Origin of the sequence: Streptomyces sp. SudanB52_2052, assembly GCF_964272415.1 — a bacterium.
Lineage (GTDB): Bacteria > Actinomycetota > Actinomycetes > Streptomycetales > Streptomycetaceae > Streptomyces > Streptomyces olindensis.
Map to the genome: position 1 here is coordinate 6,794,565 of NZ_OZ186796.1, position 14,599 is coordinate 6,809,163.

Here is a 14,599-nt window from a genome sequence, read left to right on the forward strand (position 1 = left end):
CGTACGGAACACCAGACGGCGCCTGCCCCTTGTCCCCGACCGGACGAACGGGCAGGCGCCGTCGCATGCCCTCAGCCGGGCCCGTTCCCGCTCCTGTTCCCGGGCCCGTTCCCGTCCGGCCACACCTGGACGTGGTCCTCCTCCAGCTCCAGCAGCACCCGGTCCCGCATGCCCAGGGCCGCCGTGTACTCGGCCGGCAGCTGCAGGCGGCCCGCGCGGTCCAGCATCGCGTACTCGCGTGCCACCAGGGACTCCCGGCCCGCCTCGTCGACCTCCGTGCGGCGCAGCACCTCCGTGGAGGTGCGGCCGTCGCGGATCGCGACCGTGCGCCGGACCTCGCCGGACACCGCCTGGTCGTGCGTGACGATGACGATCGTCGTGCCCAGCTCCTCGTTGGCCCGGCGGAACGCCGCGAAGACCTGCTGCCCGGTCGCCGAGTCCAGCTCGCCGGTCGGCTCGTCGGCGAGCAGGACGGCGGGGGCGTTGGCGAGGGCGACGGCGATCGCGACACGCTGCTGCTGGCCACCGGACATCTGCTGCGGACGCCGGTCCCGGCAGTCGGCGACGCCCAGCAGGGCGAGCAACTCCTCCGCCCGTCCGGCCCGTTCCCTCCGGGAGCGCCCCGCCAGCTGCATGGGCAGCGCCACGTTCTGCGCCGCCGTCAGATACGGCAGCAGATTGCGGGCCGTCTGCTGCCAGACGAAGCCGACCACCTCGCGCCGGTACCGCAGCCGCGCCTTGGCGTCCATCGCCAGCAGATCGTGGCCCGCGACCTTCGCGGCGCCCGCGGTGGGCACGTCCAGGCCCGCGAGGATGCTCATCAGGGTCGACTTGCCGCTGCCGGACGCCCCCACCAGCGCCATCAACTCGCCCTCGCGCACCAGCAGATCGAGCCCCTGGAGCGCCTGCACCTCCACGGCGTCACCGCCGCCGCGCTTGGCGAAGATCCGCACCAGCCGGTCGCAGGCGATCAGGGCGTCGTGCCCGTACGCCGGCCGGTCGCGGTGGTGCGCCGCCCGCCGCTCCAGTTCCGCGAGCGACTCCGTCGTACCGCTCATCGCATGTCTCCTGCCCTGAGGTGAGTGATCGGTGTCCGGCGCCCCGCCCACCAGGCCTGTGCGACGGCCACCGCCGCCGCCAGCAGTACCGTGACCCCGGCCGGGACGGCCAGCGACCACACGTCCGCCCGCAGCACGGCACCGCCCGGCACCTCGCCGCCGGACGCGTCGGCCAGGGCGAGCCGGTCCAGGTCGACGCCGGGGGCGAGCAGCCGTACCGTGGCCCAGCCGACGGCCATGCCCCCGCCGGCCGCGAGGAGCGCCTGGGGCAGCGCCTCCAGGCCGAGCAGCCGGCGCCCCTGGCGGGTCGTCAGACCCAGGGTGCGCAGCCGGGCCAGCAGCGCGGCCCGTTCCGGCGCCGACCGCAGCAGGCCGAGCACCAGGGCGAGCACGGCGTACCCGGCGCCCGCGACGACGGCCCAGACGTAGATCCGTTCGGCGCCCGTCTGCAACGGCGAGTCGGACAGCGCCGCCCGTTCCTCGCCGCGCAGGGTCACGGAGAGGGCGGACCCGGTGCCGCGCACGGCCGCCCGCAGCGCGTGCGCGTCGAGCCCGGCACCGGCGGCCAGCAGGGTCGTGGGACCGCCGGGGCCCTTCAGTCCCGCCGCGTCGACCAGCAGGAACTCGCCCGCGGGGACGGCCGGGGTGCGGGGGCGGACGGCGGTGATCCGTACCGTGACGGGCCCGTCGTCCGTGACGATCCGGCGCGGTGCCCGCCCGAGCCGCTCGGCGACCCCGGGGGAGGCGACGGCGTCCAGGACCCCGCCCCCGGCGCCCAGCCGGCCGGCCGGGAAACCCCCGAGCCCCATCCGCCGGGCCACGTCCGCGTAGGCCCCCGGCTCGACCCCGACCACGGTCAGCGACCGCGTCTCGTCGGAGGGGCGCTCCCCGGCGAACGTGAACCGCACGGCCGTGACCTGCCGCACGCCCGCAACACCCCGTACCGCTCGCGCCAGTTCCGCGGGGAGCGGGCCGCCGTCGGTGGTGTCGATCCGCGCGTCCGCGCCCGTCTCCAGCAGCGCGGCCCGGTCCCGGGCGTCCGCCACGCCGGTCAGCACGGACCCTCCGAACGCAGCCATCGTCAGGGCGGTCAGCAGGGCGAGCAGGGGCAGCACGGCGACCGCCGCCGGGGAGCGGCCCGCACGGGCCAGCGACAGGAACCCGACCAGGCCGCGCAGCCGCCCGGCCGGACCGGCGGCCCACCGCAGCGGCAGCGGGTACAGCCGCACCAGGACCAGCGCGGCGACCACCCCGACGAGCACCGGAGCGGCGCTCACCAGCACATCGCCCGACCCCTCGGTACCGCGGCGGCGCAGCGCCGCCACCGAGCCGACGGCCAGCACCAGCGCGGTCAGTTCGGCGACCGTGCGGCGCGCGCCGGGCCGGGCGTGGGCGAGGTCGTCGCGCTCCCGGTGCGCCCGCGGCCTGCGGTGCGCCACGACCGCGCGCACCGGCAGCGCGGCACAGGCGAGCAGGGCCACGGCGCCCGCCCCGAGCACGGCGGGCAGCGGCGGGCCCTCGTCCACCACCAGCAGGGCGAGCAGCAGGCCGCAGGCCGCCGCGGGCACCGCCGCCACCGCGGTCTCGGCCAGCAGCCGCCCGCCGATGCCGCGCAGGGAGCCGCCCCGGGCCCGCAGCAGGGCGAGTTCGGCGTCGCGGCGGGCGGCGGCGAGGCCACCGGCCATGACCAGGACGACGACGGCGACCGCGGCGATCCCGAAGGCCGCGACGGCGACCACGGGCGTGATCGCCTCCCGGGTCTCGGCGTAGGCGCCGATCACCTGCTCCAGACCGGTGGACAGCTGCGCCGTCGGACCGGCGGCCCCGCGCATCCGCACCAGCCCGGGCCCGTCCTCCAGGGACGCGACCGCCGCGACGAGCGCCGAGGTGTCCGCCCCGGTGAGCCGCCCGGTCGCGGGCGCGATGCGCCAGTACTTCTCCGGCTCGCCCTGGCCGCCGAGCAGCGCCGGCGCGGCCCCGGGCGCCAGCAGGACACCCGCCTCCCAGTAGAACTGCGGCGGCCGGCCGGAGGTGGTGGCCAGGGCCGGGGTGCGCAGGACCGGTTCGGCGGACCAGTAACTCCGCTGCGGGTGGCGGGGTTCGAGGACGCCGGTGATCCGCACGGTCAGCGGCCCGTCCGGGAAGCCGGCCAGGCTGAGCGTGGAGCCGGCCCGCAGCCGCAGCGTGCGGGCGGTCTCGCTGGTCACGGCGCCCTCCACCGACCTGGTGTCCCCGGTCACCGCGCCGGCGGTGGGCAGCCGCCCCTCCCGCACGGTGGCGTGGCCGGCCGCTCCCGACTGCGCGAGCAGAGTGAACCGCGGCGGCAGCCCGTCCGGCCGGGGCAGCGAGGCGTCCAGGGCCTCCAGGCTCTTCCCGGTCCGCACCCCGTACGCCGACTCGGCCGGGTCCGCCCGCAGCGGCCCGGGCAGCAGCGCCTTCGCCTGGGCGTCGACCGCCGCGAGGGCCTCCGGCCGGACCGCGTCCGCCCGGGCCGCCTCCGGCCGTTCGAGACCGGGTGGCGGCGCCTTCAGCTCCAGCACGGTGGACTCGGGGGAGGCCTCGGCGACGGCCTCGCGCAGCCCCTCCGTCTCGTACGCCTCGACGGCCCGGGGCAGGACGGCCGCGAGGAACGCCGTGACCAGCACCAGCACACCGAAGGCGACGGCGGCCCAGGGCGCGGTCCGCAGCCGGGTCCGCACCCACGGCGCGCCCTGCGCGTTCGGCGGCATCTCAGTCCTTCCCCTGATGGCTCAGTCCTCTCCCTGATGGCGGAGCGCGACCGCCGGCTCGGCGCGGCGCAGCGCCGACGCGACGGTGATCAGCAGCAGCGGGGCGGCCACCCCCGCGAGGAGCAGGGCCACCCGCGCCACCGGGAGTTCGACGAGGACGGGCGGGGCCGGCCGCGCGGCCGAGGAACTCAGCACGATCAGCGGCACGACGGCCCGGGTCAGGACGGTGCCCAGACCCAGCCCGGCGAGCAGACCGGCGCCGATGAGCAGGCTCTGCTCCGTCGCGACGAGCCGGGCGAGATCCCGGCGGGGCGTGCCCAGGGCACGCAGCACCGCGAACTCCGCGGCCCGCTCCCTGCGCGCCCCGGCGGCGCTCACCGCGAACCCGCCGGCGGCCAGGGCCACGGCGGCCACCGCCACCGCCGTCAGCGCCGAACGTGGCCCGGCGCCGAGCGGATCCCGCAGCAGCTCGGCCGCGGTCTCGTCCCGCACCAGCACCTGCTGCGGTTCGAGGTCGGGGCGCGCCCGCAGCGCCGCCACGACCTCGGCGGCCTTGCCGGGAGCGGCGCTCACCCACCACTCGGTGGGGACGAGCGGCGCACCGGCCCGCTGCGCCAGCACGGCGTCGACGGCCCGCAGATCGAGCAGCAGCGCCCCGCCGTCCAGGGCCTCCCCGTCCAGGCCCGCGGCGGTGGTCGGCAACTCCGCGACCGACCGCACGATCCGCACCCGCAGCTGCTCCCCGGACAGCGGTACGTCGATGGTGTCGCCCGGCCCGGCCCCCGCCGCCCGCAGGAAGTCCCGGGTGGCGACGGCCGAGAGGTCGCGCGGTGCCCCGGCCCCGGTGGTGGCGACGCGGAGGGTGTAGATCCGCGAGGCTCCCTCGTTCCCGTCGGGGTCGGCGCCGGTGCCGTACGCCACGGTCAGCGGCGCGGTGCCCGACACGGCCGGCTCGGTGGCCGAACGGGTGACGACCTCGCCGTTCTCCGTGACGGACCGGTCGCCCCGCCAGCGGGTCCCGGCGGGCGCCGGGACGGTCCGCGCGGCGCCGTCGCGGCCGGTGGCGAGCAGCCGTTCGACGGTGAACCGGTGGTGTTCGGGACGGACGGTGGGGGAGGTGTCGTCGAGTTGCAGCCCGGTCAGCCGCAGCGGTCCGGCCGGGGCGGCACGGCGGCCCGTCGCCGTCACGTCCAGGTCGAGCGTGGCCCGGTGGACCCGGCCGTCCACCGGGACGCTCCCGGCGCCCAGCCGGTACGCGATGCCGTACCGGTCCTCGACGACCACCGTGATCAGGGGCGCGCGGCCGGAGGGGGAGCGCCCCGTGCGGGAGCGCTCGTCGGCGATCCGCACGTCGAGGGCGATCCGCCGGGTGCCGTCGGGGAGCCGCACCGCCCGGTCGTCGTCCCGCGCGGGCGGCGCCAGTGCCCGCAGCAGCGCGGCCGGGGGCTCGTCGGCGAGATCGCCGCGCATCAGCATGTCGTCCCGGGCGTGGGCCGTGTCCAGGGCGAGGACCGTCGCCTCGCGGTCGCCGGAGAGGGCCAGGGTGGTGCGGTGCGCGGGGGCGGCGTCCCGGGCCCCGGGCAGCGCGGCGTACAGACCTGTCTGGCCGGGGCTGCCCGGCCGGTGGTCGAGGACCCGGACGGCGGCGCCCGTCCGGAAGTCGGCCTGGTCGTCCTGCGACCGGTCCCAGGAGGCGCCGTGCCCGATCGCCAGCATCCCCGTCGCCACGGCGATGACCAGCAGCAGCACCGGGCCCGCCCCGCGCAGCGGGCGCCGGCTGAACTGCCAGCCCGCCAGCGCCGCCGGCAGCCCGCGCCCCCTCGCCGACCGCCGCTCGGCGAGCCGGGCCAGCAGCGGCAGCAGACGCAGCGTCAGCACCGTGCCGGCCAGCAGCGCCAGCGCGGGCGCCGCGACCAGCAGCGGATCGATGCCGAGCTCCCCGGCCCGGTCCCGGCTGAGCACCCCGCCGCCGGTCGCGTCGGTCTGCCGTTCCAGCTGCCAGTACGCCACACCCGCGATCAGCAGCAGCCCGACATCGGCTCCGGCGCGCACGGGCGCGGCCGACGTGGCGGCGCGCACGCGCCGCAGCCGTACCGTCGTACCGGCCGTCGCCGCCAGCGCGGGCGCCACGACCGCCACGGCGCACGCCGCCGCCACCCCGGCCGCGGCCAGCCAGACCCCGCCCGACGGGGCGGTGTCCAGCCGCAGCCCGATCCGGTCGAGCGAGGACCACCGGGCCAGCAGCCGGGCCAGCGGCCCGGACAGCAGCGCGGCACAGACCGCGGCGGGGACCGCCAGCAGCAGCGCCTCCAGCGCGGCGAGACCGGTGATCCGGCCGCGCGACGCGCCCCTGGCCCGCAGCAGCTCGGTCTCGCCCGCCCGTTCACTGCCCAGCAGCCGCGCCACCAGCAGCAGCGCGTACCCGGCGAGCAGCACCAGCTGCACGGAGACGATCAGCAGCGTAGACCGGGACACCAGCAGGGTCCGCCCGGTCCGGTCGAGCACCTCGGGCAGCCCGGTGCGCACATCCGCGTCACCGCCGAGCGCCGGGTCCTCGCGCAGCGCCCCGGCCGCGCGGACGGCCGCCGCGCGGAGCGCGCCCATGCCGTCGGTGGTGAACGTCCGGTAGTCGGCCGTCGCCACCCAGCCCGTACTGTCCTCGGAGGCGAGCACGGACGTGTCGGCCAGCAGCGGCCCGTACGTGGTGAAGGCGACGGTGCGCACCCCCTGGCCGCCGAGCGTGTCCGCCTGCCAGTAGGGATCGGAGCTGTCGGCCGCCCGGTACACGCCGGTCACCCGCACCCGGAGGGGCTCGCCGCCCAGCCGGTCGGTGAGCGTGACCTGCGCCCCGGGCCGCAGCCGCAGCTTCTCGGCGGCCGCCTCGGGCAGCGCGACGGGCACGGCGGCCGTGCGGGCGGCGGGGGCCGGGCCCGGCAGGGCGCCGGAGACCAGCCTGATCCGTGACCGGTCCAGGGCGGCCAGGTGCGTGAGATCGGGTTCCCCGGCGCGGGCGTCGGCGCTCTGCAGCGACCGGGGCAGCGCGTACGGCCCGGACCGCTCCAGCCTCCGCACGGTCACCGGCAGCCCGCCGAACGCCTCCCGCGCCCCGCGCACCACGGCCCGCTGGGCCGCGTCCCGCCGCTCCCGGGGCACGTCCGCCTCGACGACGAGGGAGGCCGAGGCCGCGGCCCGGCCGCTCAGGGTGCCGCGCAGCGCCGCGTCCCCGACGGAGCCGGAGAAGGCCGTCAGAGCGGCGAGCACCGAGGTGGTCAGCAGGACGGCGAGCAGGGCGGCCGTGAGCAGCAGCCGGTGCGCGCGCAGGCGCAGCAGCAGTAAGCCCGTCACTCTTCCCCCACCCGATGGCCGAGCCACTGTTCTCCCAACTCGGCATGCATATCACGTACTTACCGGCACGGCACATGCGTTCGAACCCGGGTTGTTCAGCTCTTGACCGTCCGGACCGGTTCCGTATGGGATGCGATGATGACCGAGAACACCAGTCCGGGGTCCGGTGCCGCCCTCGCCGACGACGCGTCCGACGAGCCGATGCTGCGCGTGGAGGACCTGCACCATTCCTACGGCACGGGAGCCGCGGCCGTGCACGCGCTGCGCGGGGCCACCTTCGCCGTCCGGCGCGGTGAACTGGTCGCCCTCAAGGGCCGCTCGGGCTCCGGCAAGTCGACGCTGCTGCAGCTGATCGGCGGCCTCGACTCCCCGCAGCGCGGCCGGGTCGTCGTGGACGGCACGGACCTGTCGGCGCTGGGCGAGAGCGAACTGCTGGAACTGCGCCGCGACCGGATCGGTTTCGTCTTCCAGTCCTTCGGGCTGATCCCCATCCTCACCGCCGCCGAGAACGTGGGCGTGCCGCTGCGGCTGCGCCGGGCCGAGCCCCGCGAACGCGAGGAGCGGGTGGCGCTGCTGCTGGCCCTGGTGGGCCTCGCCGGCCATGAGGCGCAGCGGCCCGCCGAACTCTCCGGCGGACAGCAGCAGCGCGTCGCCATCGCCCGGGCGCTCGCCAACCGCCCGTCCCTGCTGCTCGCCGACGAGCCGACCGGCCAGCTCGACGCCGCCACCGGTCTGGCGGTGATGGAGCTGCTGCGGGCCGTCGTCCGCAGCGAGGGCGTCACCGCCCTCGTCGCCACCCACGACCCCCAACTCCTCGGCCTGGCCGACCGGGTGCTGGAACTGAGCGACGGAGTGGTCGTCGAAGGGTGAGAGAGTGAGGCCATGGCCGCGATCAGTCTCACCAAGGTCCAGGAGACCGCTCCCGCGCTGGTGAACCTCTACAAGAGCGCCGGGGTGTCCCTCACCAAGCACGGGCTGGACGGGCTGCGCGCCGCGGTCTACCTGGTCGTCGACTACTCCGGCTCCATGAAGCCGTACTACAAGGACGGCAGCGTGCAGGCCCTGGCCGACCGGGTGCTCGGACTGTCGGCGCACCTCGACGACGACGGCACGGTACCGGTCGTGTTCTTCTCCACCGACGTCGACGCCGAGACCGAGATCGCCCTGGCCGATCACCAGGGGCGGATCGACCGGATCGTGGCCGGGCTCGGGCACATGGGGAAGACCAGCTACCACCTGGCGATGGACGCCGTCATCGACCACTACCTCGACAGCGGCACGACCGAGCCCGCCCTGGTCGTGTTCCAGACCGACGGCGGGCCCCTCAACAAGCTCGCCGCCGAACGGTATCTGTGCAAGGCGGCGAAGCTCCCGCTGTTCTGGCAGTTCATCGGCTTCGGCGACCCGAGCGGCAAGCAGTTCGACTTCCTGCGCAAGCTGGACGAGCTGGCCGTGCCGGACAAGCGGGTCGTCGACAACGCCGGGTTCTTCCACGCGGGCGAGGACCCGCGCGAGGTCTCGGACGCCGAGCTGTACGACCGGCTGGTGGGGGAGTTCCCGAAGTGGCTCGTGGCCGCGCGGGCCCGGGGGATCGTGTGAATCAGGCGCTTGAGCCGGCCCTCCGTGAGGGGTACGGGGCCGCGCCCAGTCCGGCTGCCGCGCCCCTACAAGGAACAGGGACTCCTCGACGCCTGCTCGCCCCCTTGGCCTAGCCGCTCCCTCGCCCCGTTGGCGTGGTCCTGGAGCCGTGCCACGCTGGGAAGGATCCGACGGGGAGGCGACGACGTATGGGCGACGACGGCGCACGACGGGTATACGGGACGGCCTCCGCTCGCAGGAAACCTCCCGCGGGCAAGGGCGAGAAGCTCGCCGACTGGGCGGACGGGCGGCTCGGTCTCTACGCGCTGGCCAAGGCCAACATGCGCAAGGTCTTCCCGGACCACTGGTCCTTCATGCTGGGCGAGGTCTCCCTCTACAGCTTCATCGTTCTGATCCTCACCGGCGTCTACCTCACCCTGTTCTTCGAGCCGAGCATGCAGGAGGTCGTCTACCACGGCTCCTACACGGAGCTGAACGGCGTGCTCATGTCCAGGGCGTTCGAGTCCACGCTGGACATCAGCTTCGACGTGCGGGGCGGGCTGCTGATCCGGCAGATCCACCACTGGGCGGCGCTGGTCTTCATCACCGGCATGATGGTGCACATGATGCGGGTGTTCTTCACGGGCGCCTTCCGCAAGCCCCGCGAACTCAACTGGGTCTTCGGCTGGACCCTGCTGATGCTCGGCATCATCACGGGCCTGACCGGCTACTCCCTCCCCGACGACCTGCTGTCCGGCACCGGCCTGCGCTTCGCGCACGGCGCGATCCTGTCGATCCCCATCGTCGGGACGTACGTGGCGTTCTTCCTGTTCGGCGGGGAGTTCCCGGGCGACGACATCATCTCGCGCCTCTTCCCCGTCCATGTGCTGCTGCTGCCCGGGATCATGCTGGGCCTGGTGACGGCCCATCTGATCCTGGTCTTCTACCACAAGCACACCCAGTTCCCGGGGCCCGGACGCAAGGAGCGGTCGGTGGTCGGGATGCCCTTCCTGCCGGTCTACATGGCGAAGGCGGGCGGCTTCTTCTTCCTCGTCTTCGGCGTGCTGACGGTGACGGGCGCGATCGCCCAGATCAACCCCGTGTGGGCCTTCGGCCCCTACCGCCCGGACCTGGTCACCACCGGCGCCCAACCCGACTGGTACCTCGGCTTCTCCGAGGGCCTGATCCGGGTGATGCCGGGATGGGAGATCAACCTCTGGGGCCACACGCTGGTCCTGGGCGTGTTCATCCCCTTCGCGCTCTTCCCGCTGGTCATGCTCGCCCTCGGCGCCTACCCCTTCATCGAGGCGTGGATCACCGGCGACAAGCGCGAGCACCACATCCTGGACCGGCCGCGCAACGTGCCCGTGCGCACCGGCCTCGGCGTGGCCTGGCTGACCCTGTACGTGGTGCTGCTGATCGGCGGCGGCAACGACATCGTCGCCACCCATCTGCACCTGTCCATCAACGTGATCACCTGGTTCGTGCGGATCGGCGTGTTCGTGCTGCCGGTCGTCGCCTTCATCGTCACGAAGAAGATCTGCATGGGGCTCCAGCGCCGCGACCGCGCCAAGGTCCTGCACGGCAGGGAGACCGGCACCATCAAACGGCTGCCGACCGGCGAGTACATCGAGGTGCACGAGCCCCTGGCGCAGGCCGAGCTGTTCACCCTCACCCAGCACGAGCAGAACCCGCCGTACGAGGTCGGGCCCGAGGTCGACGCGGGCGGGGTACGCCGCAAGGTCAAGTGGTCCGAGCGGCTGCGCGCCCGGCTCGCGCACGCCATGTTCGGGCCCGACGCGCGGATCGAGAAGCCGACGGTGGAGGAGTACCGGGAGATCACCAGCGGAGATCACCGGCACTGACGACCAGGGCCCGGCACTCCTCGGGAGTACCCCAGGCGGTGCGCAGGGCCCGGGCCTTGGTCAGCCACAGCGACAGGTCGAACTCCGCGGTGTAGCCGATCGCGCCGTGCAGGCGCAGCGCCGTCAGGGCGGTGGTGTACGCGGCCTCGCACGCGGTGACCTTGGCGGCGGCGACGTCGGCCGGGTCCAGGGTCAGCGCGGCGCCGAAGACCAGGGGGCGCGCGAACTCCAGGGCGATCTTCGCGTCGGCCAGTCGGTGCTTGACGGCCTGGAACGAGCCGACGGGCACGCCGAACTGGTGACGCCGCTTGACGTGATCGGCGGTCCGGTCGAGGAGCGCCAGGCCCACGCCGAGGGCCTGCGCGGCGGTGGCGAGGCGGGCCCAGGAGAGGGCGGCGTGCGAGGGGGCGGCGAGGAGTTCACCACCGGGGGTGAGGGGCGTCAGGCGACGGGCTGGGTCCAGCGAGGCCCGGGCGGGGCCGTGGCCGGGAGAGAGGCGGACACCGTCGGGTTCCCAGGAGAGCCGGAGGGTGGCGGCGTCGCCGTCGAGGGCATAGGAGCCCTGAGGAAGACCCGGGGCGCGCGTGCCGACCGGTGGCTGAGCCGGCACGGCTTCGGTCGGCTCCGGTGGTTGTTCGGGCAGGGTCGTGGCCGGGCCGGGTGGTTGTTCGGGCAGGGTCTCTGCCGGCCCCGGTGGTTGTTCGGGCACGGTCGCCGGGCCGGGTGGCTGTTCCGGCACGGTCTCGGTCGGCCCCGGTGGTTGTTCGGGCAGGGTCCCGGTCGGCCCCGGTGGATGTTCGGGCACGGTCCCTGCCGGGCCAGGTGGTTGTTCCGGCAGGGTCTCTGCCAGGCCGGGTGGTTGTTCCGGCACCGTCCCGGTCGGCCCTGGTGGTTGTTCCGTTACGGATGCGGCCGGACCCGGTGGTGTCACCGTCGCCACCGTCTCCCCGCTCGCCAGCCCCGGCAGCAGCCGCTTCGCGGTGCCCGGGTCGGAGCCCGTCAGCAGCACCGCCGCCGTGACCGTCTCGACCAGGGGCCCGGGTACCGCGTGACGGCCCAGCTCCACGAAGGCGACGGCCAGGTCCACGGGCCGCGGCCCCAGCCCTTCGTACGCCTCCGGCACCGCCAGCGCGAACACGCCCGCCTCCGCGAGCCGGGACCACAGCGCCCGCCCGCTCGCGTGGTCGCCCCGGCTCCACTCCCGCACCACGGCCGGTGTGTCCGCCGCCGTCAGCAGGGCGTCCAGCGACGCGGCGAAGGCGCGCTGCTCGGCATCGAGGAGGAAGCGCATCAGCGGTGCTCCTTCGGTGTGAGCCGGGTCAGCCGCTCGGGGTGAGACCTGCGGCGCCCCAGGCGGCAGCGAGATCCCCGGCCCCCGCAGAGCCCCCGGCATCAGCGGCGCCCTTTCGGCAGGCCGAGCAGCCGTTCGGCGATGATGTCGCGCTGGATCTCGTTCGTCCCCGCGTAAAGGGGACCGGCCAGCGCGAAGACGTACCGCTCCGCCCAGTCCGTGCCGGCCAGTTCGCCCTCCGGGCCGAGGAGGTCGAGGGCCGTCTCGTGCAGCGCCAGGTCCAGTTCGGACCAGAAGACCTTGTTCAGGCTCGACTCCGGGCCGACGGCCTCGCCGTCCAGGAAGCGGGAGGCCGCCGCGTACGTGAACAGCTGGTAGGCGCGGGCACCGATCAACGCGTCGGCCACCCGGTCCCGCGCGGTCACCGGGCCGCCCCGCTCCCGCCACAACCCGGCCAGCCGCCGCGCGGAGGCGAGGAAACGGCCGGGGGAGCGGAGCATCAGCCCGCGTTCGTTCCCCGCTGTCGACATCGCGATCCGCCAGCCCTGGCCCGGTGCGCCGATCACGTCCTCGTCGGGCACGAAGACCTCGTCCAGGAACAGCTCGGCGAACGCCGGCTTGCCGTCGAGCCGGGCGATCGGGCGGACCGTGACACCAGGATCCCGCAGCCCGAACATCAGGTACGTCAGGCCCTGGTGGGGCTTCGGCGCGTCCGGATCGCTGCGGAACAGGCCGAACGCGCGGTCGGCGAACGCGGCCCGCGAGGACCAGGTCTTCTGCCCGCTCAGGCGCCAGCCCCCGTCCACGCGCACGGCCCTCGCCCGCAGCGACGCCAGGTCCGAACCGGCTTCCGGCTCCGACCAGGCCTGCGCCCACACCACCTCACCGCAGGCCATCGGAGGGAGCACCCGGGCCCGCTGTTCCTCGGTGCCGTGCGCGAAGAGGGTCGGGGCGAGCAGATGGATGCCGTTCTGACCGACCCGGCCCGGCGCGCCCGCCGCGTAGTACTCCTCCTCGAAGAGCAGCCAATGCACGAGCCCCGCGTCCCGCCCGCCGTACTCGGACGGCCAGTCGACCACCGACCAGCGGTCCGCGGCCAGCACCGCCTCCCAGGCGCGGTGCGCGGCGAAGCCCTCCTCGGTCTCCAGGGAGGGCAGCGGTTCACGCGGCACGTGCGCGTGCAGCCACACGCGCACCTCGGTGCGGAACGCCTCGTCCGCCGGGGAGAACGCCAGGTCCACGACCGCCCCCTCCTTCCCTAACAAGTGTTTGGTAGGTTAGCGTGAGCCCATGACAGACGTCGAGAGTCCGTCGTACGTGCCCGGTCACGGCCTGCTGGAAGGGCGGACCGCCGTCGTCACCGCGGCGGCCGGCGCGGGCATCGGCGGGGCCACGGCGCGGCGCCTCCTGGAGGAGGGCGCCCGCGTGCTGATCAGCGACGCGCACGTGCGGCGGCTCAAGGAGTACGAGGCGGAGCTGGCCGGTGAGTTCGGCACCGGCCCGGTCTCCGCCGTGCCCTGCGACGTCACCGACGAGACGCAGGTCGGCGCCCTCTTCGACACTGCCGTGCGGGACCACGGACGCCTTGACGTCGTCGTCAACAACGCCGGCCTCGGCGGCACCGCCGAACTGGTCGACATGACCGACGACCAGTGGTCCCGCGTCCTGGACGTGACGCTGAACGGCACGTTCCGGTGCACCCGCGCCGCCCTGCGCCGCATGCGGGACACCGGCGGCGGCGTGATCGTGAACAACGCCTCGGTCGTCGGCTGGCGCGCCCAGGCCGGACAGGCCCACTACGCCGCCGCGAAGGCGGGCGTGATGGCGCTGACCCGGTGCGCGGCGGTCGAGGCCGCCGCCTACGGGGTGCGGGTCAACGCCGTGGCACCCAGCCTCGCCCTGCACCCGCACCTGGTGAAGGTGACGACCCCGGAGCTGCTCACCGAGCTGACCGCCCGCGAGGCCTACGGGCGCCACGCCGAACCCTGGGAGGTGGCGAACGTGATCGTGTTCCTCGCCTCCGGCTACTCCTCCTACATGACCGGAGAAGTGGTCTCCGTCAGCAGCAGGCACCCCTAGGACGACAATGGACGCGTGCCTCCAACGAAGAAGAACCCCCAGGTGACCGCGACCGAGCCCGCCGCGACCGCCACCCCCGGCGATCGCCGCGGCGAACTCCTCTCCACCGCCGCCGAGGTCTTCGCCGAGCAGGGCTACAACGCCACCACCGTCCGCAAGATCGCGGACCACGCGGGGATGCTCGCCGGCAGCCTCTACTACCACTTCGACTCCAAGGAGTCGATGCTGGAGGAGATCCTGCGCACCTTCCTCGATGAGCTGTGGGACGGCTACGACACCGTCCTGGGCGCGGGGCTGGGGCCGCGCGAGACGCTTCAGGCCCTGGTCACCGAGTCGTTCCGGGAGATCGACCGGCATCGGGCGGCCGTCGCGATCTACCAGAAGGAGAGCAGGCAGCTGGTGGCGCAGGAGCGGTTCGCGTTCCTCGCCGAGTCGCAGCGCAGGTTCGAGGAGGCCTGGCTGTCCACGCTGGAGCGCGGCGTCGCCGAGCGGGCCTTCCGCGCCGACCTGGACGTCCGGCTCACCTACCGGTTCGTGCGCGACACGGTGTGGGTCGCCGCCTCCTGGTACCGGCCGGGCGGACAGCACAGCCCGGACGAGATCGCCCGGCAGTACCTGTCGATGGTGCTGGACGGGATCGCCGTACGCGAATAA

Annotated in this window: 9 protein-coding genes and 2 pseudogenes; 5 read left to right on the top strand and 6 right to left on the bottom strand. The window is 74.8% G+C overall.

The window, feature by feature from the left end:
• Nucleotides 1-71 precede the first annotated feature (71 nt).
• From ACSUPV_RS30395 to ACSUPV_RS30405, 3 genes are read right to left on the bottom strand one after another with little or no spacing between them, the layout of a single operon-like run.
• Nucleotides 72-1,058: an ABC transporter ATP-binding protein gene (locus ACSUPV_RS30395; protein WP_436948932.1), complete on the bottom strand. Its 987-nt coding sequence runs from the start codon at nt 1,056-1,058 to the stop codon at nt 72-74.
• A complete protein-coding gene (locus ACSUPV_RS30400) occupies nt 1,055-3,787 on the bottom strand; it encodes an ABC transporter permease (RefSeq protein WP_436948933.1) in 2,733 nt (910 codons plus the stop codon). Before ACSUPV_RS30400 ends, ACSUPV_RS30395 begins: the two co-directional genes overlap by 4 nt.
• Before the next feature lie 21 nt (nt 3,788-3,808).
• Entirely contained in the window at nt 3,809-7,132 is a 3,324-nt protein-coding gene (locus ACSUPV_RS30405; RefSeq protein WP_436948934.1) for an FtsX-like permease family protein, read from the bottom strand.
• A 138-nt stretch (nt 7,133-7,270) separates the two neighbouring features.
• Between ACSUPV_RS30405 and ACSUPV_RS30410 the strand changes: the two genes are divergently transcribed.
• From ACSUPV_RS30410 to qcrB, 3 genes are all read left to right on the top strand, one after another.
• The gene (locus ACSUPV_RS30410) at nt 7,271-8,002 is read left to right on the top strand and encodes an ABC transporter ATP-binding protein (protein WP_031115679.1); all 732 of its coding nucleotides are present in this window, start codon (nt 7,271-7,273) and stop codon (nt 8,000-8,002) included.
• 12 nt (nt 8,003-8,014) lie between these two features.
• Nucleotides 8,015-8,731: a vWA domain-containing protein gene (locus tag ACSUPV_RS30415; protein WP_037757150.1), complete on the top strand. Its 717-nt coding sequence runs from the start codon at nt 8,015-8,017 to the stop codon at nt 8,729-8,731.
• Between the two features lie 188 nt (nt 8,732-8,919).
• Nucleotides 8,920-10,575 carry a cytochrome bc1 complex cytochrome b subunit gene (qcrB, locus tag ACSUPV_RS30420; RefSeq protein WP_436948935.1) on the top strand — a complete coding sequence of 552 codons (1,656 nt, stop codon included), beginning with the start codon at nt 8,920-8,922 and terminating at the stop codon, nt 10,573-10,575.
• Here qcrB and ACSUPV_RS30425 read toward each other — a convergent pair.
• From ACSUPV_RS30425 to ACSUPV_RS30435, 3 genes and pseudogenes are all read right to left on the bottom strand, one after another.
• A pseudogene (locus ACSUPV_RS30425) lies at nt 10,550-11,137 on the bottom strand (acyl-CoA dehydrogenase family protein); the annotation flags it as partial. The gene qcrB and the pseudogene ACSUPV_RS30425 sit on opposite strands and share 26 nt — an antisense overlap.
• Before the next feature lie 347 nt (nt 11,138-11,484).
• Nucleotides 11,485-11,866, bottom strand: a pseudogene (locus ACSUPV_RS30430) (acyl-CoA dehydrogenase family protein); the annotation flags it as partial.
• A gap of 101 nt (nt 11,867-11,967) precedes the next feature.
• Nucleotides 11,968-13,107: an acyl-CoA dehydrogenase family protein gene (locus ACSUPV_RS30435; RefSeq protein WP_436948936.1), complete on the bottom strand. Its 1,140-nt coding sequence runs from the start codon at nt 13,105-13,107 to the stop codon at nt 11,968-11,970.
• Nucleotides 13,108-13,156: 49 nt separating this feature from the next.
• Here ACSUPV_RS30435 and ACSUPV_RS30440 point away from each other — a divergent pair, with 49 nt between their 5' ends.
• Both ACSUPV_RS30440 and ACSUPV_RS30445 read left to right on the top strand, forming a co-directional pair.
• The gene (locus ACSUPV_RS30440) at nt 13,157-13,945 is read left to right on the top strand and encodes an SDR family oxidoreductase (RefSeq protein ID WP_031115673.1); all 789 of its coding nucleotides are present in this window, start codon (nt 13,157-13,159) and stop codon (nt 13,943-13,945) included.
• A gap of 15 nt (nt 13,946-13,960) precedes the next feature.
• Complete coding sequence (locus ACSUPV_RS30445) at nt 13,961-14,599, top strand: TetR/AcrR family transcriptional regulator (protein WP_031115672.1); 639 nt, start codon at nt 13,961-13,963, stop codon at nt 14,597-14,599.